Raw genomic sequence first — 20757 nt, 5'->3', positions numbered from 1 at the left:
TTCAAGAACGTGTTGAAGTGGGTAATCACATGCAATTCCAAAAACGTACAGGCACCGTCAAAAAGAAAAAAGAAGAACAGGAACTCGAAAGGTAAAGTATAGCAAGAGTATTTGACGGCACATCAGATAAATATTGTGCAAACAAAGAATAGCAAAAAGACGATGCCAATCACCGTCTCAATAGAACTAGTTTTTGTTTCCAGTGAACTTATTTTTAAAATAAAGGTAATCAACCTTGTGTTTAGTGGCCATCAACTGTGATGCAAGTATTGCTGTATAAACTGTTGTTAATAGTATCGAAAGAATTCCAATACCAACTAACGGGTTATTTTTATTACCCAAGTTTTCCCCCTCCTTGTTCATAATTCGTAGATAAGGATATTTTCTGTAAAGAGATCAATTTTATACTGGAAAAATGAAGTGATTTGAACCTAACAAAATTAAATTTAAAAAGCAGAGCTGGTTAATTCCTCTGCTTTTTCTTTTATAAATAATCCTTTCTTTCACATTTAAAACCAAATTAATTGGAGGAATATATGATGAAAGAGGGCAAAAACAAGCCTATGAAAGTGAAGCAACACTTGATTTTTTAAAGAGTCATGATGTGAATCCTGTTTTAGAGAAAGATCGAGAAATGCAGCTCAAAACGAGCTATTTTACGTTTTTACAAGCTCATGAAAAAGAAAAGCCTCAAGATATTGATAGCATGTTAGTCCGTGTGAATGCAGAAAACGATTATGTCATGTTGAAATCAAGTGCCTTAAAGGAAAAACAATTCACCTCTGAACAATTGAAAGGTATGGAGAATGAGCTTTCTCATCAGTTTCAAGCACGTAAACAGACACAAGAGAAGGACCGATATCAAGAAGATTATAAACAAGAAGTACTAGAAGCTATGCAGCAGCCTAGCGAAGAAACACAGTATAAGCAGCTATTTAAACAAAGCTTGTTAGCCCAATTAGGCATATCAGATGAAAAAGATTCTTCTAAAGGAGTGAAAAAGGAAGCTGAATCAGAAAAGAATCCTGTCGAAAAGCAGCTCAAGCAAGAAACACCTCAAGAGAAAGAGCAGCGTTTGGCCAAAATGAAGGAGTTTGAACAAAAGCACTCCTTTGATAAGGTGTACAAATTAAAAAAAGAAGTGCTGCAGGAATTAAAAGAGCTCAATTTGACTGATTCTCAACGTGAGAAATTAACCAATCTTGAAAAGGCTTTAGACACGGAGAAAAAGGATCATGACAAGCAGAAAAAAGAAGAGAAATCACAGAATGGATTTACGAAGTTTTTCGCACGGAATAGTGGAGCAAATTCTTCGAGAAAACAGAAAGAGACACAAGAAATGGAACGTTAAAAAAAGCAAAAGTTTAGACGGAATGGGAGGGCTGAAAAGCTCTCCTTTTTCATATCGTGGAGTGAAGGAGGGATTTAGGTGGGAGAACGAAAATACGTCAAGGAGGAGGAGGTTATGAAAGCCAGAGATATTGATTTGTTGTCGTATCTGGAAGCCAAAGGCGAAACCTTTGTAAAAGAAGGAAAGTATTATCGTCATACGGAGCATGATAGCTTACTCATCAAAGGAAATATGTACGCTTGGAATAGCCGGAATGAAACAGGATACGGAGCAATCAGTTTCGCTCAAATGTATTATGGGATGTCTTTTCCACAAGCTGTATTAGATATCAATAAAGGTGATTATAAAGAGCTTTCTCAGTCACATGAGCAACCGTCGGTTTCACCATCAAAAGAGCCTTTTCGCTATCCAAAAGAGTTAGAAGTGAAGGATCAAAACAAAGTAAAAGATTATCTCATAAAAGAACGTAAAATAGATCCTCGATTAGTTAACTGGCTCCTTCAAAAAGACTTAATCGCCCAGGACAAACGAAATAATGTGGTGTTTAAATGGCGTGAGCATGGAGGCAAAGGAAAAGTGATTGGGGCAGATCGACAAGGAACAGCTTCCATAAACAATAAACGAGGTTCTTTTAAACAAGTCTTACCGAACGATAACCCACATACAGGCTTTTCAGTTGATGTTGGTCGCCCAAACAAGATTCATTTTTTTGAAAGCCCAATTGATCTTCTTTCTTATTGGAGTATACAAGAGAATAGTTTGCAGAATACACGCCTTATTAGTATGAATGGCTTAAAGCCTAAAACTGTTGCTCAATCTTATATCGAAGCTCGAAGAGAAGGCTTAAGCATTCAAGAAATGGTGTTAGCTGTCGATAATGACCAAGGAGGAAAAGAATTTATTGACAAAATGAACGAAATCGTTAATGCTGATTTAATAAGAGCAGATATTCCAAAGGGAGCGAAAGATTGGAACGACGCATTAAAGAAGAATGGAAAAAGCATTCAACCTGTAGCATCACGTCTCCGGAATAAACAAACAGAACAGGAGCTTTCAATGAATGGATAAGGTGTTTCAAAGCGTGTTTTATCTTTTTCTTATCATGATTTTTTTAAAACTTTCTACATTTGCTTACCGTGTGATTCGTGAACGGAGGTATATGAAAGAGTTAGCCCAATCGGGTATGCCCTATATTGATAAAATGGATGGGTATCAATTTGAGGTATATTTGCGAGCGCTTTTTCAACAACTAGGATACAAGCCGCAGATAACGCCAAAATCAGGTGATTTTGGAGCTGACCTAGTAATGAAAGGCAAAGAAAGAATTGTGATTCAAGCCAAACGGTATAGTGCTAAGAATAGGGTCAGCCTTTCAGCTGTACAAGAAGTGTATGCAGCAAAAGCGTATTATAAAGCGAATCAAGCGTGGGTTGTGACCAATAGTTATTTTACGAAACAAGCAAAAGAGCTTGCAGCTGCATGTGATGTGACTTTAGTGGATCGTGCGGATCTTCAAAAGTTTATCAATGAAGTCAATCCTGTTTTCAAGGCACGAGAAATCTTTGAAAATATCACACCAGAACCTCGTAAGTGTCCGAAATGTGGGCAGGATCTAGTCGTACGAGATGGGAATGGTACTCGTTTTTTTGGCTGTTCCTCTTTCCCTTCTTGTTGTCATACGGAAAAAATTAATAAAGAAGTAAGTAAAAGCAGACCTTCGGTATAGTAAGGTCTGTTTTTTCTTGCTCTAAAAAGGAGCCGATGTTATAAGTTCATATATTAGTCTTAATTGATCGGTGAAGGGATATTTTTATGTATAAATCATTGGATTCATCACATAATATCAGTGTAATGGTATTGTTCTCTCCCCAAAGGGATTCAATCACACTTACCCTATTTCAATCTTCCTTCTAACTGATTGAGTGGGGTTTTTTTATGTGTATTTTAAGACACTGATATTTGCATCAAATGTACTTACGCAAAACAAACGTTAATTGCGATAGAGAATGTTTCTTTACATGTCAAAATCATCAATGAAATAGGTTTTTGTTCATAAATGATTGTTACGAAAAACACCTTCAAATAAAGAAGGTGTTTTTTTCTGGTTTATATACACATGATAAAAAGAGGAGTGTTTGAGATGAAGAATCTATTTATTAAATTAATCACTATTTTTACATTACTAATGATAACCCTATGTGTGGTTTCAGTGGGGAAAACAGAAGCAGCCAGTAAAACTGTTAATCAAGACTTCATCATTATTAATAAGCATTATAACAAACTTGCTTATTTTCACAATGGCTATATAGAAGTTATTAATCCAGTGGCTACGGGTAAAACATGGGAGAAAACACCTGTTGGCATCTTTAAAATCGTGAACAAGATTAAAAATCGGCCTTATTATACAGGACATATTCCTGGGGGAGACCCTCGCAATCCCTTAGGAAAACGTTGGTTAGGACTAGATGTAAATCGTACAAATGGCAATACCTATGCCATTCACGGTAATAACAATGAAAGTAGCATCGGAAAATACGTGAGTCACGGATGTGTTAGAATGCATAATAAAGATGTGGAGAAGCTTTACGAGAAAGTTCAGATTGGTACACCGGTTGCGATTACGTATTCCTATAAGAGCTTTATTGATCTCACTAAGATTTATGGATATACGTTTAAAGGCTACAAGTTAAAAAACAACTAATGATTAGGCAGCATTCCGTTATGACGGGATGCTGTTTTTTCTTTGTCTTTTTTCCATATAGCCCTTATCGTAGAAATAGATGAAAAATATGGTGGAGGGGGATATGGTTATGCGAGCAAAAATAGAAAAGGCTAAACATGTGGTAATGTTTAGAGCTACAGGAGAGTTTTATGCGCATGAGGTCAATCAAGATAAAATAAGAATGGGTTTCTTTGTCTGTCCTTCATGTGAAGTCACAGTACATTATAAACACGATCATTTCTTTTCCCGTGAACATACACGAAATTGTATCTATGTGAAAGAACAATTTAAGAAAAAAGCCTACTAGGTAAATGAAGATTCAATGATTTTATATGGAACTAAGGAGAAAAGGGGGAAAACGATATGAAAAATCATGTTTATCAAAATGGACGCTTAATTTAAACGAATAAAAAGTTTTCAGCATTGAGGCAAAAGCAGAAAGAATGGATAACAAACGAATTAAGACAACGCTATATTCGTGCGATTAACTACCCTCACGTCAAATTACACCCTAGGAAACGAGATCAAATTTTAGACGAAGTTTATGATCTTATTGAGAGAAAAGAAATTTGGATACCTTACGGTGAAGTGAAGAGACACTATTTTAGCAAAATCCCTTCGTTTATTCGTAAGAATAAGAAAATGATGCAAGAAGAAATAAAAGGTGAATCATAAGATGGCTAGAGTAGTTATAGAATGGGACTATTTTAAACATTCGACAGCGTTGAGACTACATAAACAGGCTAAGCTTGTTTTAGTACCATTTATATGATGTAGGAAGGAGCACTTAAGGTTCCTTTGTTGGATTGATAAATCTATTCATAGAAAATCAAATGAAGTAGAATATTGCAGCAGGAAGGGGAGAATATAAAATGAAATCAACAGGTATTGTACGAAAAGTAGATGAATTAGGTAGAGTTGTTATTCCAGTTGAGCTAAGAAAGGTTCTTGCTATTAAAGAAAAAGACCCTATCGAGATCTTTGTTGATGGGAATCAAATTATTTTAAAGAAATACATGTCTTATAACGAATGTATAGTAACAGGTGACATCACTCCTCAAAATAGGGAATATGCAAAAGGTTTAGTGCTAAGTCCAAGAGGGGCGGAAATTTTAAAGAATGAAATAGAGTTTAAGTTCAATATAAAAGCTTAATTTATTCATGGTTTTATGGAGTAGAGGTAATTTTTCAAAGGCTTGAAGCCTTGATAAATCTATAATGTGTAAAATTATGTATAAAGGATAAACTTTGATGTTACGCCATCCCTTGTCTCCTGAGGGGTGGCGTTTTGTTTTTATTTCTTTCCTGCTAAGAGCTTATTTTCCAACTTATATATCCATTTATAATATCCTAATACAATAAGTAAAAGTAAAGGATCCATAATGGCTGAATGCCATAGATTCCACCAACCGTATTTAAAGTATCCCCACGGTTCAGGTAATAATGTGATGGCTTCATAAAGTAAAATAGCTATCATCCAATAAAAAATATACATAATACGTTTATGAAAGGCTTCTCCAGAAGGATACCAATTTAGAAACATCATATTCACTGGTGGAATCAATACTGTTAATGTAAGAATTTCACGCCACCCATCAATATCTTTAGAAAAGTACCAATAGCCATGATATTTTGTATCAATATATAAATCGCCGAGTTGTTGCAAAGCAATTGTAAATGCCCAAATATGTACGATTTGATTTGCCGTCAATCTTTTATTTGTTTTAAACGCAATAAAGTTAAACAGAATAATAGCAATAATAAGTCCTATCATAAGGTTAATTTTCCTTTTTAACCAAATATACCATATACTGTTAATTAAAGAAAACTGCTAGTTACTTTATTTCGAATTTATCTTTATCCTGTTCACTCCAAGATCACACTTATCGACAAAAAGACAGTCTAAAAAAGTACACCTTTTTATACTATGGAAAAATCAATAATATTGAGTCTATTTAATATTAAAAATAAATCTTTTTAGACGTTCTAAAATAAATAGACCTTTTTATAATTTTTGTCCTATACTTAAACTATCTATTATGAACAAGGATGGTTTTCACAATGGGAATTAATTTTGGATATATTCGTGTAAGCACTAATGAACAAAACTTAGATAGACAGTTAGAAGCAATAAAACCGTATTTAACAGATAAAAAATATCTATACAGTGATAAGGCGAGTGGGAAGGACATGGAACGCGACGGCTTTCAAAATATGCTTAAGGCAATGAGAGAGGGCGACACATTGTATATTAAATCGATTGATCGTCTAGGCCGGAATAAAGCACAAATAAAAAAATATTTAGAGCAGTTTAAAAAGGAAGGAATCCGAATCAAAATTATTGATTTACCCACGACTATGCAAGAGGTACCAGAAGGTCAAGAGTGGGTTATAGACATGATTAATAACATCATTATAGAGGTTTATACATCTATGGCGGAACAGGAACGAGCAACCATCTTACAGCGCCAACGAGAAGGAATAGCCGTTGCTAAGGCAAAAGGAAAACATCTAGGGCGTCCCATCATTGCTTTTCCTAAAGAATGGGATAGGTTATATAAAGAATGGAAGTCTGGAACAATTACGGCTGTCGCATTTATGAAGGAAATAGGCATGAAGAAAGCGACGTTTTACAATAAGGTAAGGGCTTATGAAGCAAATAAGTAACTATAACAAGAAATAAAAAGAAGCCTAAGCTGAATTTATAAGATATCAGATCATGCTCTTATTTACATTGTTTTCTTTATATGATCGTTTTTATCTTTTCACTTACAAATAGACCAATAATTAAAACAACTGTTTCAAGTTATACACGACATATTCCTGGGGGCGATCCCCGAAATCTTTTAAGAAAACGTTGGTTAGGGTTAAATGCTAACGGTACGTATGGTGATACATAAGGCATTCACGGCAATAACAATGAAAGCAGCATTGGAAAGTACGTGAGCCAAGGTTGTGTAAGAATTCATAATGTAGATGTGGAAAAGCTTTATGATAAAGTTCAAGTTGGTACACCAGTTGCGATTACGTATTCCTATAAGAGCTTTGTAGAATTGACGAGCATGTACGGTTACGAGTTCAAAGGGTATCATTTAAAAGAAAATTAATCAAAAAGCAGTATTCTCACGCGTAAATAGCGTGGGAATACTGCTTTTTTGTGTGATATTGTCATTGCTACTCATTGCGGTCCACATGAGTCATTCCGACTCATCAAATGTCTTACTGAGCAGTATTAACAATTTCTCTATGATGCAGGCATTAACCATGAATTAAGAAGCTGACTTTTTATACTCTACTGACATCTTGCTTGACTTTGCTCGGTAAAGTGCCAAAGTGGTTACAATAGCAATTGCAACTCCTAGTGCGCCTATCCATGTAACTGAAGATAGTGATACTTTCTCAACAAAGACACCTCCGACTCCTGCACCAGCTGCCATTGCCAATTGCGTTATTGACTGGTTTAAACCTAATAATACGCCTGATGACTCTGGTTCGATTGTAGCCAAGTTATATTGTTGTGTCGGTGCCGTTGACCATGCAGCAAATGACCAAAGTATTAATATTATTAAAACACTCACATAAGAATTTGTTACAAGAGATAATAGTACTAACGCAATGATGTGTAACAACATTCCACCTATCAGTGTTTTTTTAACTCCCCAACGGTCTGTACTAAATCCACCAAATTTAGAACCAAATAAACTTGCAATACCAAAAATCAGAAATATACCAGTTAAAAGTTTTTCCTGTATTCCTGATACATTTAATAAATAAGGTGAAAGGTACGTGTAAGCAATTGAATATCCGCCAAGCCAGAAAAAAGTAATTGCTAATCCGATTGTAACCTTTCTTTTCTTAAAAAGAGCCAATTGTTTAACTAGTGGTACAGACTTTTCACCTTTAATAAGTGGAATAGTTGCTCTAATTATTATCATTGCAAGAATTCCTAGCAGTGCTAGTACACCAAAAACAGCTTTCCAACCTAATAAACTAGAAATAATTCTTCCAAGAGGTACTCCAACGATTAATGAAGACGAAAATCCCATCATCACTGTAGCCATCGCGCTACCTTGTTTACCTTCTGGTGCGATCTTTGCAGCGATAGTGAATGCAGTAACAACCGCCATCCCCGTCCCAAGTGCTATAATTACTCGAGTCATTACAAATAATCCGTAACCTGGTAGGACAAATGCTAAGATATTACCTATTACAAACAAACCAAGCGAAAAAATCATTAATTTACGTCTATCTATACTAGATGTTAATCCCATAAGAATGGGTGTGAATATTGCATATACAAGTGAAAATATTGTAATTAATTGTCCTGCTGCAGCCACAGTTATTCCAAGTGAATCTGCAATCGTATCTAAAATTCCTGTAATAATAAATTCGGAAGTCCCGACTAAAAAACCAATGAGGGCCAAGATATAAATCTTTAATGTGTTAGACAAATGATGTCACTCCTAATAATTTTATTTTCATATATACATATCTAAAACTATCGTCTGAAACAATAGATTTAAATTCAATAACGAACCGCACGATTAAAAAATGACAATACTGAGTCAACTTTTTTAATCGTGGGTAAAGAAAGTTGCATAATTTTTTATTCAACATTTTACGAAAACGACAAAAAAATGAATCTAACAAGCTGATGATAACGATATGTGATTTAGCTTAGCAATTCTGTCTAAGATTCCAGCAATAACATATTCTGATGTACCATTAAGAAAACTAATGGCAGCCAATAAATAAATTTTCTACATATTTGACAAAACAAATCACACCTTTCGTTTTTATTTCTATATTTCTAGAAATATAGATTTAAGTTCATAAATTAACCGAGCGTTTGAAAAATTAACTGTAAAGAGCTTAAAGCGTTACGCTGCTTATGCTGTTGGAGGACTTGCATTGACAGCCGTTGTTATACTGGCCTTTACAATGGAGACAGGAACAAGTTCCAATTCAGTTACAGGTTCTGAAAAAGCTGTGGTAGTTGAAAATGTAACTCTCGAACAAAATAAGTAAACAATATGGGCGGCCTTTCTCGTTAGAGAAAGGCCACTTTTTTTGTAAGGATGATTTTTACTTGTTCTTAAGACTCAGTCCATCCTCAAAAGCATTTCCTCTTTGGCCATTTCATCTAACCAAAATGGGACTGTGAGAGTTTTCTTTACCGATTTATTTAGTCTGTACCAGGTCCGTGATTAAATTTGGTACCTTTTCCAATAGCATAGAATTGACCGCCAGCAACATAGTGTATTGTACGCAATTCATCAGGAGCATCATCAAAAATCCAATGTCCGTTGTTGAATACTCGATCATCACTCCAAGCACCGACAATTTCACCCATGAAAAGATCATGTTCTTGTTCATTTTCAGAATTTGGGAGAACCTTGCATACTAGCCAGCCAGCAGAACCTTCAACTAGTGGTAAATCAAACTCTTCTTGGTAAAATAGTGAGATCTTATCAAGTTTATTGTCTATTTCTTTAGAGCTGTGCTCACCAACATACAAGACAGTTTCCATTTGTTTAACAGTTGGAACATGTACTACAAAATAACCACTCTTTTCAACGAGTTCACGTGTGAAAGCTTGTTTGCCGATAAATGCCATCACTTTATTATTTCCCACCAGACCGACCCAAGCGGCTGCCATTACATTTTCTATCCCATCGTGTTTAGCAGAAATCATGGTTGTTGGACCTACTTGTAATAAACGGTATGCTTTCTTTAAATCAACAGGCTTAATTGCCATTATTCATTCTCCTTTTGTTTTATATTTCTATATTTCTAGAAATATAGATTTAAGTTCATACATTAACCGAGCGTTTGAAAAATTAGCTGTAAAGAGCTGATTTTTGCACGTAGACAAAGTGACCTTTACAATTTCTTCAGAAATGTTTTATAAAGGTGACACAACATGAATTTAACGCGCTTATAATAACGATAGATGATTTGCTTTAGCCTTTTTATCTAAAGTACTAGTAATGGAGATATACTCAGAATTTAGATGAGGATACCTATCAAGCAATTTAGCCATAATCCAGACAAGAAAAATCATACCTCTTAGTTCTATATTTCCTTAAGTATAGAAATATAGAACTAAGAGAAATTACTCCATCACATATGGAGCATACTTTCCAATTAACTCACGGTCTAGGCTGTAGTATATATATGTCCCTTCTTTATAAGTACTCAGAAGTCCGCAATCAGTTAATTGTTTTAAATGATGGGATAAAGTTGATCCAGCAATTGATTCAAGTTTTGTCCCAATATCCGAACAACATAAATTTGCTTCATTAGCAAGCAAACGAGCAATCTTTAATCGGGTCGGTTCACCGAGTGCTTTATATATTTTTGTCGCCTGCTGTAACTTCGAGTTATCCTCCATTGTTAGTACCCCTTTTTCTGAATGAATTAGATACCCCATATGAGTACAAGCTAAAATTATAGTTGCAAGTACACTATAGAGATTTCATTTTCCTGATGGATGATTATATAGTATTGCTAAAGCCAAATGCACTTTAAAGATAAAACCCTCAAAACAGTACTATAAGCACAAATAAAAATAATTTATTACCATTGCTAATCCTAATTATCTTCGGTTAATTTCTTGAAGTTTAATTCTTTTTCATGATACATTAGGTTCCAATACCAATCAAATGCACATTAATTATATAGGAGATAACAAAATTGATATGAACAAATCACAAATTGAACTTATTGTCCGTATATCAGAAACAGGAAGTTTTACAAAAGCCGGTGAAGCACTACATATGACACAACCTGCAGTAAGTCGTACCGTTGCAACAATTGAATCGGAATTAGGAACGAAGTTAATTAAAAGAGATAAGAAGAATGGAATATCTTTTACAGATGTAGGAGAGAGAATATTAATTACTTTTAGAACAATCCTGAGTGAATTACAAAAAGTAGATGAATTAATTGTGGCTGAACAGGGGTTAGAAATTGGAAAGGTACACATTGGCGCTTACCGAACTGCTTGTACTAGGTTTATTCCTAAGATCATACGTGCAATGGAAAGTCAGTATCCTGGTATAGAAATCAAGCTTTCGGAAGGTAGTGTAGATCAAGTAAAAGAGTGGTTACGTTCCAGATGCATTGATGTAGGAATTATCATTCCTCCTGATAAAGATTTTGATACCTTACCTTTAATTAAAGATCAACTGATTGTACTTATGCACTCAAGCCATCCTTTATCTCAGAAAGAAACGATAAGTATTCCTGACCTACAAGGTGAAGATATACTAATTGGAAAATGCGGTTATGAGGTACAGATTCATGCTCTATTCAATGAGTATAACTTGACTCCTAAAGTACGGTTTGAGATGGATTATATAGAGACAGGATTAAGTATGATACAAGAAGGGTTAGGAATTACCATTACAACAAAACAAAATATTTGGTGGTTGCCAGACCAAGTCGTTGTTCGTGAGTTAAAACCAGATACGTATAGAGATATCAATATAGCAGTGCTAGATATGAAAGATATATCCAAAGCAACAGATGCTTTTATCCAAACAGCTCGTACCCTTTTTGCTGAAGAAGATGCTTAAATAGTACTTAAATAAACATGTGTTGCTATTTAGTGCATATAAAAAGACAGCCGTTTGATTCAAAAAGTGGCTGTCTTTTTTATTTCTACTATTTATGAATGGTAGTGGCTAGGAAGAGTATTTATTGAGTGCTTATAAAAAAGGTTTCTCTTTATAAGGAATATTCAGTAACACGGCTTATTGTATACCGTTATATACCTTGTTTAACAATGTCTTTAGTTGAGTATTTTCTTCATCACTTAATTGACGCGTGATGAAGAGGTGAGCGTCTTCAACTAAAGGTGAAAGAATTTTCTTTAACTCTTCCCCCTTTTCTGTAAGAAATAGATAGTGTAAGCGACGATCTCGTTTACTGTATATTCTTTTTATGAGTCCTTTTTCCTCCATCGCATAAATCATTTCTACAATAGTTGTTTGTTTCTTATCAATTGCTTCTGCTAGTTCTGTTTGGGTGATCCCTTTTTGAGAATCTAGAACACTAATGATGCTCCATCGTACTGGAGTCATGCCATAAGGTTTGAGCTTTTTCTTGAAATAATTCATTGCTCTTACATCTGTACGATGAATAAGATGCACTGTTAAATCGTGTAAATCCATAACGTCACCTCAGAAAGATAGAAAAATATGTCTTAAGCTAATAAGCGAGTAATATAAGTCTTTATTAGTAGGCGATACCCACGCGTGATTCTATATAATCGCTACTATTTATCTGACCAAATGTATTCATGGGACCAAACCTCTTCTTGCACACAGTAATATCACTCTATACTTTAAAAGTTGTTATATAGGCTTTTTCAAAAGTTAAAATAAAAACCACGATTTACTTCGTGGTTTTTATTTCACAGGTAGGCCTTCTGCTTTACCCTTAGCTGGTTTGGTAATCTTCCACCCTAATAAGATGGCAATGAATCCTATAATTATTAGAAGATATAATGTCGGAACGAAACTTCCTAGATAATCATGCAGAAATCCAATTATGAATGGGCCGACTGCACCGATCATATATCCAATTGCTTGGGTCATTGCTGACCAAGTACTTGCTTCCATAGGGGAAGATGCCATATCTAATGGTAACAATAAAGTTAGCGACACAAGACCACCAGCACCAACCCCTAAACATATACTTGAAACAATAGGTGTTATGTTTGTAAAACATAAAAGGGATAAACCAATTATTATACTTAAGGTAAAGGTTGTAATCCAAAACCTTCTGCTCGGTAGCACTTTTAAAAGACTAGGTAATAAAAGAGTAGCTGGTAGCTGTGCAATCATAGCGATTGTACCTACAAGACCACCAAATGCTGGCGTCCACCCTTTTTCCTCTACAATGGCTGGTAGCCATGCTGCAAAACAATAAAATAGAAGAGTTACAATCCCTACAAAAGAAGTTAATAGCCAGGCTTTTTTATTTTTTAATGGTAAAGAAACCTTCTTCTTTTGTGAGAAATTACTTGCAGGAATACGAGATTGTTTTATTACCATAAGCCAAAGTGGAATAGAGAGTAGAGCAAGAATACTCCAAAATGCTAATCCATTTTTCCATGAATGATTGAACCAGTGTTGAAGTGGTGTCGTTAGCCCAATAGAAATAGATGCACCCACTACCATTGAAGTAGAATATATGCCTATCATCGATGCTGCCTTCTCTGGAAAATGACTTTTAATGAAACCAGAAAGCAAAGGGCTTACAACACCAATTCCCGCGCCAATTAATAAAGCTGTTATTAATAGGTAAATTGAGGAATTTGTAAAGGCCCGTAGAAACGTTGCAATACCTATGCAAGTTATGGCGAAAGTAATCACCTTCTCTGGTTGATAGCGATTTGCTAAACGACCAGCAAATAACGAACAAAAACCAAAACATAACAAAGGAATGGAAGTGAGCAAACTAGCTAAAGTAGAACTCATACCTAGATCCTTCGTTATTCCATGCAATACTGGGCTAACTGAAGTTAGACCCGGCCTAAGGTTAAATGCAGCTAGTATAAGTGCAAATAGAAACAATTTATTACGATTGACCATACTAATTACCTCCAGTTAATTTCTTGAAACTTAATCCTCTTCTATGCTACATTAGGTTTTGTTATAAATGAAATGCATATTTTTTATAACGTATATAACAAAAATGTTATGAGGTTGAGAATGGAAAACGAACATGGAATACAGCAAAGCCTATTAGAAAAAATAAAGTGAATGAAACTAATGTGAAAGTGAAATAAGTATGCTTTTATCATTTTGGATGAATAAAGCACAGAAACATATACTACTTAAAGAAACCCAAACAAGTAAGCTTATCTCGTGAAAAACGACCAATACGATCATTGGTCGTTTTTATATTTCTTATAAGGACAACGCATCCTGTATAAGATTAATTTAATCTTATTAATAAAAGTAATAGTTACCGTATTTTATTAAAAGTAGTATTACCTATTACACATCTTATAGAAAAACTGCGTATTTGTCGCCACTTAGAGTAAATAGTGAAACTTTTATTTTTATAAAGTAGTTTATGAATTTACTCTCTGGTATATAATAACTTTAATTTTTATGTGTGGTTTAGTTTATATTACAAAAAATATATTAACGTTAAATGATTTTAAGTTTTACGTTTAACTGCTATAAATATAACAATTTATCAAAAGGAGGGTATGACTAATAAGAATTCGTTTTTATTAGAGATTGAATCAATAGATATAACTTACAATAATATACAAACCACTAGATTTACATAGAATTTCCAATTAAACTGTGAATGAGGTCAATAAACAGGGAGGAAACTATGAAGAATCAAAAAATGAAATGGTGTTTTCTAAGTTTTATAGTAACGTGTTTTTTATTTTGTACCTTAACGCCGCCAACATTTGCAGACACAAACGAAAAAGATGTGGAGAATTGGGAACAATGGATTAAAAGCAATTCTTATCCTTTAGAGGCTACTAAAAATTCGAGGAAAGATCATTTAAAGTTCTTAAAGAAAGTGCTAAAAGGGAAACGTATTGTCCAACTAGGTGAAACTACACATGGATCAAATGAAATGAGCGCCACAAAAGTGGAACTCATTAAATACCTCCATGAAGAATTAGGATATGATGTTCTGGCCTTTGAATCTGGCTTCGCGGAGACTAACAGTGCATACCGTCAATTACATAATTTATCTTCTACAGAGCTCATGAAACGCTCTATTTTTGGTGTCTGGTATACACAAGAAGTAGCAGATCTATTTAAATATCTCCAAGAACAAGAAAAAAAGGAGACCCTCTTACACTAACGGGATTTGATATTCAGGTAATGGGCAATCTTTTTACGAAATCAACCTATGAATGGATCAAACAAGTGGACACTTCAAAGGCTGATTTGTTTAAACAAGCTGAGGAAAGCATGATGAAATTACAAGATCAAAAAACACAAGACGATTTTGTTCAAGAACAAGCCAAAATTAATGAAAACTACAGCAGATTAGAGCGTTTCGTAGAGGAACATAGAAAGGAATTGGCAACTTTAAGCCCTCAACAAGAACAGGATGTAGACATCCTGTTACAATCTTTGAAATTAAGAAAAGAGACACTTATGAGATATGAATTACCTAATTGGAACGTTGCTCATGATATACCTATTTATGATATAGAGCAACATCCGATGGTCTTACGGGATCGAATGATGGCCGAAAATCTTGAGTACCTTGCAGAAAAAATGTATCCAACAGAAAAAATAATTGTATGGGGACATAATTATCATATACGAAAAAATAACTCTAAAGTGAAATATGCTGACTATGGGCAAAACTTCCTCAATAATATGGGTGATTACTTGCCTGATAGTTTCAAAAGACAAACCTATACCATTGGTATTTATGCTTATTCTGGAGCAAGTTTAGATAGTAGCGATAATAAAACGGTTAAACCTGTAAATGAAGTGAAAGACCCTACTGGCTTAGAAGCACTGCTTAAGTATGGGAATCACTCTTCCCTATTCGTTGACTTTCTTCATGCCCCATATAATAAAAGAACATCCTGGATATACACACCTCGCATTGCTCTTTATTGGGGGTTCTTAAAGGAAGAAATGATACTGAAAGAACAGTATGACGGAATTATTTGGATTGAACATATCACGCCAGCTAAAATCATTTAAGTTTTTTAGATGATAGTTGTTCGTATAGACTCCTTCGTTTAGTAGAACAAACAAGCAAAGGAGTCTAATTTGTGTTAGCAGTAACTTATTTTTGTCTATATAACTTCTTTAATAAGCCGATATGAGCTTGGTGATACCGACTATGATCTGCTATATGCCATATCCCCCAACGAATAGTTGCTGTTTGTCCATTTTCGTATGAAACGACCTTGGTTAGATCTTTTTCCGATAACTTGATACACTCTAAACGAAACATCGTTTGAACTTTTTCATAACTATTTATTAAATCGACAGTTGTTGTGTCTTGTACAGAAGGAAGTTGGCCTGTCGAATCAATCAAAGGACCATATTCTTTTTGAACACTTAATGGTACAGACTGATTCCTAAATCGATAAACCCAATGTAAGTCAACAACGGCTAAATGTCTTAGTAATTGTCCAATACTATTCATCTCATTGTTTGCACCTTTAAAGAATAATTCTTCTTGATCCACATCCATTACTAGCAGCTTTAATCGCTTGTATGTATCAGCCACGGTTGCATACAAAAGAGCTACTGAAGGTTCCATTTCATCATCTAAATGTAGGTCCATTAGCAAGTTAATTGCTCCCTTCTTTATTAAATTTCCTTATTATTAAAATTTAACACATATAAAAATTGAGGTAACTACTATATACATTTATAGTTACCATAATCGGCGCTACCTGCAGAAGTAACTACAAAGCGTCAGATTTCTTGCTATATCTTTTCATTTAGTAGGGCATTCTCATAGTGATTTATCTCTTTCCAAACTTCTTGCTTATCGGTTACTGAATTAAAGTTTAATTTTCCAAATGCATGTATTAATTTCATTTTTATCTTTTCTTTTTCCACTGAGGGTTTATATTCTGGGATGTTATACATAGAATTATGCTTTCTAAAATTTTTTCTTGCTTGGGTTAAAGAATACTCTCCATTAGGACCTCCCCAAATTTCATCAGCATGAGGATCATCCTGTCCATCATCTTCCCAATTACATAGGATACAGATTTCGTAATCGTCTGCATTCTCTAAAGTCAAATATTCACAACACGGACATGGTACACGGTGCATTAAACTTATCACTCCCTTTTAAAATACATACTTATGTTACTATAAATAATAGATTAACGTTCACTCTGTATACACCATACATTCGTAATTAAGATAATGAATGTTATAAGAAATCAAATAATAAAAAGATCGAATCTTTATCATTTAGATTCTTCTTTAACTTTTCCTATTGTATCTTTTTTTTCTTTCTCAAGGTGCTTAAAAATTGATTTCTGTGTCTTGGACAAGGAAGCTTTCTGGATGTCTCTTTCTAATTTGTTATTTCCTTTGTCAAATATTAAGTATTCCTTTTTACTAATCATATAGACAAAGTTTTTAGTCTCTTCAAATGAGTAAATAGGAGCGACAATTGATACTCCTTTTTTATTATCATATAAATCGCTAATGAGGTTTGTATAATGACCTGCATCATCATACCCTGCTAAAATAGCATAGCGACATTCCTTACCAAATTCAGCATTTGTATCCCTACCTCCATTTGTACAATATTTTCCTTCTAGGGGTTTGGCTACTTCTATATCACACCCTTGTAAAAATAAAGTCACAAAAGATAGCAATACCAAATACATTTTTAATCGATACAAAATCGTTCCTCCTATATAAACATAATTCGTCTTATTCTACCTGTATATTTTGAAAGAGTGAACCCATTTTATTTGCTTTTTATATGAATTAAAATATCCTACTCAGAGCAAACTACCCAAGAGACTGTAAAGTTTCCATCCTTTAATCAAATAAATGTAGCAGAAAAAACCTACTGGTTCCCTCCGTTTCAGTAGGTTTTTCTGTTTTTTAAGGTGACTATAATATATAACCTTAGTTAACATAAAACGTATTATCGGCAATCATTTAAAAACTTACATTAAGATAATTGTCTACTTTGCGCTATTTTTTCAATCCATTCTTTTAGTTCTATATCTTCATGGAAATATATATCTGGTTCAATTTCTAAATCAATACATAACAAAAAAATAAGATATTCATGTAGTTGATCTTCATCAGAAGAGAGTCTATTCCTACTCTCTAGGTTTTGAATCCATTTATAGGACCAGGCATTAAATTTCTCTCTAGACATATCTCCTTTAAGAACTTTATCTAATTTGTTTATCAAATCTTGTTTTGTTGGTTGGCTTTCTAACATTCATCTCACCTTTTTTAAATATTTACTAAAGTTAACGCAATTAGCGCTCCAGTAACTCAAAAACTTTCATTCCAAAATAAAATATGATCCAATCCATACTCATCTTCATAAATAAAGATTCCGAAATTCTTTTGATCTCCTAGTAAAGTAAACCAAAAGAGTGAGGATTCTTCTTCAAGCTTTAAAAAATTAGCTATTGGGTTTAAGTTATTCCAGAAGTCTTCAAATTTTAATTTTAATCGGTAAGAAGGAAGTATCTCCTTTTGATCTAACAATATATATTCATTTCTATATGCCTCAAATTCTTCTTGTAAAAATGCCATTTCCTTCATAATTCTATCCAAATTATGTTTGAATTGAATGTGAGGTTCTCGATCATTAGAATAAGCGTTTTGAAACTTCAATTCGATTTCCTCAGACGCAACAAACTCAAAATCAGTTATAGAAGCACAAGCGCATCTAAATTTTTCTTCCAATTGTCTTTTTAGATTCTTTCTTTTAAGTTCTTTTATTCTTTGCTTACGTGTTTCCTTGTTCATTCTCATCAACTCTATATATAAGATTTTTATTTAAAATTAATTATAACCCTATGTATGCAAAAGTAGTTACCATAATATTCCTCATCAGTACCTATTAAATAAACGAATTAAGGTGTGTTTCTTTATCACATATTAAAGCTTCAAGGTTTAGAGACTTAATTGTATCCTCAATATTTGTATCTTTAGCTAAAAGCAATGTTATAAACGAATCATAGATCCCCATAAATGCAAAATCCATATTTTCATCTGTAATAATTGACTCGTTAGGAGATAAGTTAGCTATTTCCAAAGATGACATATCATTGACTTTAAATGAACCGTTTGTGTCGTGAATAGGTTCAGAAAAATATAAAGTATTTGCCCCTTTTGAACAGAGGATCTCTACTAAACTATTTAGTATAAACAACGATGTACGATCTTCTTCGGGGTAATAAAAATCTGGATTAGAATTAACATAAGGAGCTAATTTTTTATATTCATCACTAGGCACACCAGTAAGGTGTTGCAACGCTTTGAATAGTTCCTTGTAGGATTTTAAATTACATTTGGCCATTATTTCTTTCCATGATATTGGTTCTCCAAGTTTAAGCATTTCCTCATCACTAGGATATATATGCTGATAAGGATTTTCTCTCTTGGATTTCTCCCAACCAGAGGGCATTTGAATAAAAGGGTGGAATAGAATAGCAGCAGAATTAAAGTCATTAGGTAATTGGGACAAAATAGGTGAATCTCCATCGATCCATATATAATCCAACAAAATGAGACATCTCCTTTGAATATACTTAGTTACGTACAGTTTATATACAGAGAACAGTAATTTCTAGTCAACATAACCAAAATTATCGTTACAAAAAAAGCACCTGATAAGTTTAAATAGTTCAGTTTTGAAGTAGAAAATGGTAAAAAACGAATAAAAAAACAAGTGATTTCGCACCCTTTTTGAGTACAAATCCACTAATTAAATAGCAAATAAAATGGTGTCAGTTTTTACTGACACCATTTTATTTCTTATCGGTCATTGAAAAATGTGTATTTCATTCATCTTTTACATCTTTAAACAACTTTTTTATCGCGTAGATTTCAACAAGGAACAAACCGAATGCACTACCAAATGCAACTGAAAAGGCTGTTAGGATATTTAAATTATGCTTAAAAAAGGCATTTACTATTAAATTGCTGATGAAAAAGAATGTAAAGGTTAATAAAAATCTATAAACTGGTTTCAAGATTTAACCTCCTAAATTATTGGAAGACTTTCTACCGTTAGCTATTATTCTTATTAGTAATCAGGTCATGCCAATCCCAATATGAACTATACAGTTCGTCATGTAAGAATTCTTCATCCTCATCATCATCTAGTTTTTCTTCTAACTTTAAACCGATCCATACATCTTCTTCATTTTCGGATGCAGGATCACTTACCCCATCTAGTAAACAAAAAGCACTATGAAAAGCACCCATAATATTATCTCTTACAATTTTTTGGATTGCACTAATACTTTCGTCAGTAAACTTTTGAGCACTTAAAGCACTTATTTCACTTTCAGTTAAATTAAATTCCTCCCAGGATAATTCTTTATCTGGTTGTTTCAATTGTTCTCCTACTTCTGCATATTCCTTAATGATGCTATGTATTTCTCTTAAAAATAACTGTTTAGAATCCATATTTAATTCTCCCATGTATGTTATAAGTTCTATTTATTATACCAGTTTCACTTTGGTACTCAGTGTATAAAGCATACAAATTCAGTTTACATAGTCAATATTCCCGGTAGTAAAACTAAATATTAATGGCCACATCTATGGTTAGATGTGGCCATTATATGTACATAAAGATCATTGATTATGAGTGTATTCTGCTTAGGATTGTTGCCCTGTTTGTAGTGAAAAGTATATAATCTTGCTTCTTAGTTTTAATAAAAATTCGATCAGTCGTTCCATATGGAGGACCTATACGGATTGCATCAGCTTCTTTACCACCATACGTATCATCTTCCGTAATTTCAATAATATCTTCTAGTGCAATATTAAACTTAGCAAGTTGCCATTTTATGATTAATTCTTTTTCTGTTTTCTTAACATCGATCCCCACTGTAAACATATAAACATCCCCCTTTTTTCCTTATAATTACATTTTAACACATTATAAAGATAGAGAAATGAATGAATACGATATTCATTGCTAGTTTACATAAACA

General features: G+C 33.7%; 28 protein-coding genes. 12 read left to right on the top strand and 16 right to left on the bottom strand.

What is annotated here, in order from left to right:
- Positions 1-186 precede the first annotated feature (186 nt).
- Positions 187-342 carry a hypothetical protein gene (locus AC2YJL_RS24990; protein WP_186317061.1) on the bottom strand — a complete coding sequence of 52 codons (156 nt, stop codon included), beginning with the start codon at positions 340-342 and terminating at the stop codon, positions 187-189.
- Between the two features lie 262 nt (positions 343-604).
- On the opposite strand from AC2YJL_RS24990, the gene AC2YJL_RS24985 reads away from it, so the two are divergent.
- The 7 genes from AC2YJL_RS24985 to AC2YJL_RS24955 all read left to right on the top strand — a co-directional run bounded on the left by AC2YJL_RS24985 (position 605) and on the right by AC2YJL_RS24955 (position 5227).
- Positions 605-1351, top strand: coding sequence for a hypothetical protein (locus AC2YJL_RS24985; protein WP_487375010.1), 747 nt, complete (start codon positions 605-607; stop codon positions 1349-1351).
- A 114-nt stretch (positions 1352-1465) separates the two neighbouring features.
- Complete coding sequence (locus tag AC2YJL_RS24980; protein WP_487375009.1) at positions 1466-2419, top strand: toprim domain-containing protein; 954 nt, start codon at positions 1466-1468, stop codon at positions 2417-2419.
- Positions 2412-3077 carry a restriction endonuclease gene (locus AC2YJL_RS24975; protein WP_487375008.1) on the top strand — a complete coding sequence of 222 codons (666 nt, stop codon included), beginning with the start codon at positions 2412-2414 and terminating at the stop codon, positions 3075-3077. The genes AC2YJL_RS24980 and AC2YJL_RS24975 overlap by 8 nt, the downstream gene beginning before the upstream one ends.
- A gap of 414 nt (positions 3078-3491) precedes the next feature.
- The gene (locus AC2YJL_RS24970) at positions 3492-4052 is read left to right on the top strand and encodes a L,D-transpeptidase (RefSeq protein ID WP_078990618.1); all 561 of its coding nucleotides are present in this window, start codon (positions 3492-3494) and stop codon (positions 4050-4052) included.
- Positions 4053-4161: 109 nt separating this feature from the next.
- A complete protein-coding gene (locus AC2YJL_RS24965; RefSeq protein WP_144635439.1) occupies positions 4162-4380 on the top strand; it encodes a hypothetical protein in 219 nt (72 codons plus the stop codon).
- Between the two features lie 116 nt (positions 4381-4496).
- Positions 4497-4748: a hypothetical protein gene (locus tag AC2YJL_RS24960; RefSeq protein WP_234483878.1), complete on the top strand. Its 252-nt coding sequence runs from the start codon at positions 4497-4499 to the stop codon at positions 4746-4748.
- 197 nt (positions 4749-4945) lie between these two features.
- Positions 4946-5227, top strand: coding sequence for an AbrB/MazE/SpoVT family DNA-binding domain-containing protein (locus tag AC2YJL_RS24955; protein WP_034655538.1), 282 nt, complete (start codon positions 4946-4948; stop codon positions 5225-5227).
- Positions 5228-5367: 140 nt separating this feature from the next.
- On the opposite strand, the gene AC2YJL_RS24950 is transcribed toward AC2YJL_RS24955, so the two are convergent.
- Positions 5368-5847, bottom strand: coding sequence for a hypothetical protein (locus AC2YJL_RS24950; protein ID WP_047932933.1), 480 nt, complete (start codon positions 5845-5847; stop codon positions 5368-5370).
- A 287-nt stretch (positions 5848-6134) separates the two neighbouring features.
- Here AC2YJL_RS24950 and AC2YJL_RS24945 point away from each other — a divergent pair, with 287 nt between their 5' ends.
- Both AC2YJL_RS24945 and AC2YJL_RS24940 read left to right on the top strand, forming a co-directional pair.
- Positions 6135-6740, top strand: coding sequence for a recombinase family protein (locus tag AC2YJL_RS24945; protein ID WP_025753554.1), 606 nt, complete (start codon positions 6135-6137; stop codon positions 6738-6740).
- 236 nt (positions 6741-6976) lie between these two features.
- Entirely contained in the window at positions 6977-7180 is a 204-nt protein-coding gene (locus AC2YJL_RS24940; protein WP_371400299.1) for a L,D-transpeptidase, read from the top strand.
- Positions 7181-7342: 162 nt separating this feature from the next.
- On the opposite strand, the gene AC2YJL_RS24935 is transcribed toward AC2YJL_RS24940, so the two are convergent.
- The 3 genes from AC2YJL_RS24935 to AC2YJL_RS24925 all read right to left on the bottom strand — a co-directional run bounded on the left by AC2YJL_RS24935 (position 7343) and on the right by AC2YJL_RS24925 (position 10467).
- On the bottom strand, positions 7343-8524 hold the full coding sequence (locus AC2YJL_RS24935; RefSeq protein ID WP_025753555.1) for an MFS transporter: 1182 nt from the start codon (positions 8522-8524) through the stop codon (positions 7343-7345).
- Between the two features lie 734 nt (positions 8525-9258).
- Positions 9259-9831, bottom strand: coding sequence for a flavin reductase family protein (locus AC2YJL_RS24930; protein ID WP_025753556.1), 573 nt, complete (start codon positions 9829-9831; stop codon positions 9259-9261).
- Positions 9832-10188: 357 nt separating this feature from the next.
- Positions 10189-10467, bottom strand: coding sequence for an ArsR/SmtB family transcription factor (locus tag AC2YJL_RS24925; protein WP_025753557.1), 279 nt, complete (start codon positions 10465-10467; stop codon positions 10189-10191).
- Between the two features lie 307 nt (positions 10468-10774).
- Between AC2YJL_RS24925 and AC2YJL_RS24920 the strand changes: the two genes are divergently transcribed.
- The gene (locus tag AC2YJL_RS24920; protein ID WP_025753558.1) at positions 10775-11653 is read left to right on the top strand and encodes a LysR family transcriptional regulator; all 879 of its coding nucleotides are present in this window, start codon (positions 10775-10777) and stop codon (positions 11651-11653) included.
- A 177-nt stretch (positions 11654-11830) separates the two neighbouring features.
- On the opposite strand, the gene AC2YJL_RS24915 is transcribed toward AC2YJL_RS24920, so the two are convergent.
- Both AC2YJL_RS24915 and AC2YJL_RS24910 read right to left on the bottom strand, forming a co-directional pair.
- On the bottom strand, positions 11831-12250 hold the full coding sequence (locus AC2YJL_RS24915) for a MarR family winged helix-turn-helix transcriptional regulator (protein WP_487375007.1): 420 nt from the start codon (positions 12248-12250) through the stop codon (positions 11831-11833).
- Positions 12251-12487: 237 nt separating this feature from the next.
- Complete coding sequence (locus tag AC2YJL_RS24910; RefSeq protein ID WP_427580485.1) at positions 12488-13675, bottom strand: MFS transporter; 1188 nt, start codon at positions 13673-13675, stop codon at positions 12488-12490.
- A 757-nt stretch (positions 13676-14432) separates the two neighbouring features.
- On the opposite strand from AC2YJL_RS24910, the gene AC2YJL_RS24905 reads away from it, so the two are divergent.
- Both AC2YJL_RS24905 and AC2YJL_RS24900 read left to right on the top strand, forming a co-directional pair.
- The gene (locus AC2YJL_RS24905; RefSeq protein WP_487375006.1) at positions 14433-14921 is read left to right on the top strand and encodes a hypothetical protein; all 489 of its coding nucleotides are present in this window, start codon (positions 14433-14435) and stop codon (positions 14919-14921) included.
- 20 nt (positions 14922-14941) lie between these two features.
- Entirely contained in the window at positions 14942-15784 is an 843-nt protein-coding gene (locus AC2YJL_RS24900; RefSeq protein WP_487375005.1) for an erythromycin esterase family protein, read from the top strand.
- A gap of 85 nt (positions 15785-15869) precedes the next feature.
- On the opposite strand, the gene AC2YJL_RS24895 is transcribed toward AC2YJL_RS24900, so the two are convergent.
- The 9 genes from AC2YJL_RS24895 to AC2YJL_RS24855 all read right to left on the bottom strand — a co-directional run bounded on the left by AC2YJL_RS24895 (position 15870) and on the right by AC2YJL_RS24855 (position 20660).
- Entirely contained in the window at positions 15870-16376 is a 507-nt protein-coding gene (locus AC2YJL_RS24895) for a DinB family protein (RefSeq protein ID WP_487375047.1), read from the bottom strand.
- A 146-nt stretch (positions 16377-16522) separates the two neighbouring features.
- Positions 16523-16876: a CPCC family cysteine-rich protein gene (locus AC2YJL_RS24890; protein WP_487375004.1), complete on the bottom strand. Its 354-nt coding sequence runs from the start codon at positions 16874-16876 to the stop codon at positions 16523-16525.
- Positions 16877-17016: 140 nt separating this feature from the next.
- Positions 17017-17460 (bottom strand): hypothetical protein, encoded by a 444-nt coding sequence (locus AC2YJL_RS24885; protein ID WP_487375003.1) that lies wholly within the window; start codon positions 17458-17460, stop codon positions 17017-17019.
- Between the two features lie 278 nt (positions 17461-17738).
- Positions 17739-18017 carry a hypothetical protein gene (locus AC2YJL_RS24880; RefSeq protein WP_098804209.1) on the bottom strand — a complete coding sequence of 93 codons (279 nt, stop codon included), beginning with the start codon at positions 18015-18017 and terminating at the stop codon, positions 17739-17741.
- 56 nt (positions 18018-18073) lie between these two features.
- The gene (locus tag AC2YJL_RS24875) at positions 18074-18556 is read right to left on the bottom strand and encodes a hypothetical protein (RefSeq protein ID WP_354315527.1); all 483 of its coding nucleotides are present in this window, start codon (positions 18554-18556) and stop codon (positions 18074-18076) included.
- 94 nt (positions 18557-18650) lie between these two features.
- Positions 18651-19316, bottom strand: a complete 666-nt coding sequence (locus AC2YJL_RS24870) for a DUF2711 family protein (RefSeq protein ID WP_487375002.1) — start codon at positions 19314-19316, stop codon at positions 18651-18653.
- A 277-nt stretch (positions 19317-19593) separates the two neighbouring features.
- Positions 19594-19785: a hypothetical protein gene (locus AC2YJL_RS24865; RefSeq protein WP_354315525.1), complete on the bottom strand. Its 192-nt coding sequence runs from the start codon at positions 19783-19785 to the stop codon at positions 19594-19596.
- Between the two features lie 37 nt (positions 19786-19822).
- Positions 19823-20224 (bottom strand): hypothetical protein, encoded by a 402-nt coding sequence (locus AC2YJL_RS24860; protein WP_354315523.1) that lies wholly within the window; start codon positions 20222-20224, stop codon positions 19823-19825.
- Positions 20225-20402: 178 nt separating this feature from the next.
- Positions 20403-20660, bottom strand: a complete 258-nt coding sequence (locus AC2YJL_RS24855) for a SunI/YnzG family protein (protein ID WP_354315522.1) — start codon at positions 20658-20660, stop codon at positions 20403-20405.
- Positions 20661-20757: the final 97 nt, after the last annotated feature.

This window comes from Priestia sp. SRI_019, assembly GCF_057586255.1.
Note: the sequence above shows the minus strand (reverse complement) of the source record. Positions and strands in the feature narration are given on the sequence as shown.

Bases quoted from the DNA above. Each gene is read 5' to 3' on its own strand.
- AC2YJL_RS24875 (WP_354315527.1), bottom strand. From the start codon at position 18,556: ATGAACAAGGAAACACGTAAGCAAAGAATAAAAGAACTTAAAAGAAAG.
- AC2YJL_RS24945 (WP_025753554.1), top strand. From the start codon at position 6,135: ATGGGAATTAATTTTGGATATATTCGTGTAAGCACTAATGAACAAAAC.
- AC2YJL_RS24965 (WP_144635439.1), top strand. From the start codon at position 4,162: ATGCGAGCAAAAATAGAAAAGGCTAAACATGTGGTAATGTTTAGAGCT.
- AC2YJL_RS24950 (WP_047932933.1), bottom strand. From the start codon at position 5,847: ATGATAGGACTTATTATTGCTATTATTCTGTTTAACTTTATTGCGTTT.
- AC2YJL_RS24980 (WP_487375009.1), top strand. From the start codon at position 1,466: ATGAAAGCCAGAGATATTGATTTGTTGTCGTATCTGGAAGCCAAAGGC.
- AC2YJL_RS24925 (WP_025753557.1), bottom strand. From the start codon at position 10,467: ATGGAGGATAACTCGAAGTTACAGCAGGCGACAAAAATATATAAAGCA.
- AC2YJL_RS24955 (WP_034655538.1), top strand. From the start codon at position 4,946: ATGAAATCAACAGGTATTGTACGAAAAGTAGATGAATTAGGTAGAGTT.
- AC2YJL_RS24905 (WP_487375006.1), top strand. From the start codon at position 14,433: ATGAAGAATCAAAAAATGAAATGGTGTTTTCTAAGTTTTATAGTAACG.
- AC2YJL_RS24860 (WP_354315523.1), bottom strand. From the start codon at position 20,224: ATGGATTCTAAACAGTTATTTTTAAGAGAAATACATAGCATCATTAAG.
- AC2YJL_RS24910 (WP_427580485.1), bottom strand. From the start codon at position 13,675: ATGGTCAATCGTAATAAATTGTTTCTATTTGCACTTATACTAGCTGCA.
- AC2YJL_RS24970 (WP_078990618.1), top strand. From the start codon at position 3,492: ATGAAGAATCTATTTATTAAATTAATCACTATTTTTACATTACTAATG.
- AC2YJL_RS24900 (WP_487375005.1), top strand. From the start codon at position 14,942: ATGGGCAATCTTTTTACGAAATCAACCTATGAATGGATCAAACAAGTG.
- AC2YJL_RS24930 (WP_025753556.1), bottom strand. From the start codon at position 9,831: ATGGCAATTAAGCCTGTTGATTTAAAGAAAGCATACCGTTTATTACAA.
- AC2YJL_RS24895 (WP_487375047.1), bottom strand. From the start codon at position 16,376: ATGGACCTACATTTAGATGATGAAATGGAACCTTCAGTAGCTCTTTTG.
- AC2YJL_RS24855 (WP_354315522.1), bottom strand. From the start codon at position 20,660: ATGTTTACAGTGGGGATCGATGTTAAGAAAACAGAAAAAGAATTAATC.
- AC2YJL_RS24890 (WP_487375004.1), bottom strand. From the start codon at position 16,876: ATGCACCGTGTACCATGTCCGTGTTGTGAATATTTGACTTTAGAGAAT.
- AC2YJL_RS24880 (WP_098804209.1), bottom strand. From the start codon at position 18,017: ATGTTAGAAAGCCAACCAACAAAACAAGATTTGATAAACAAATTAGAT.
- AC2YJL_RS24920 (WP_025753558.1), top strand. From the start codon at position 10,775: ATGAACAAATCACAAATTGAACTTATTGTCCGTATATCAGAAACAGGA.
- AC2YJL_RS24915 (WP_487375007.1), bottom strand. From the start codon at position 12,250: ATGGATTTACACGATTTAACAGTGCATCTTATTCATCGTACAGATGTA.
- AC2YJL_RS24975 (WP_487375008.1), top strand. From the start codon at position 2,412: ATGGATAAGGTGTTTCAAAGCGTGTTTTATCTTTTTCTTATCATGATT.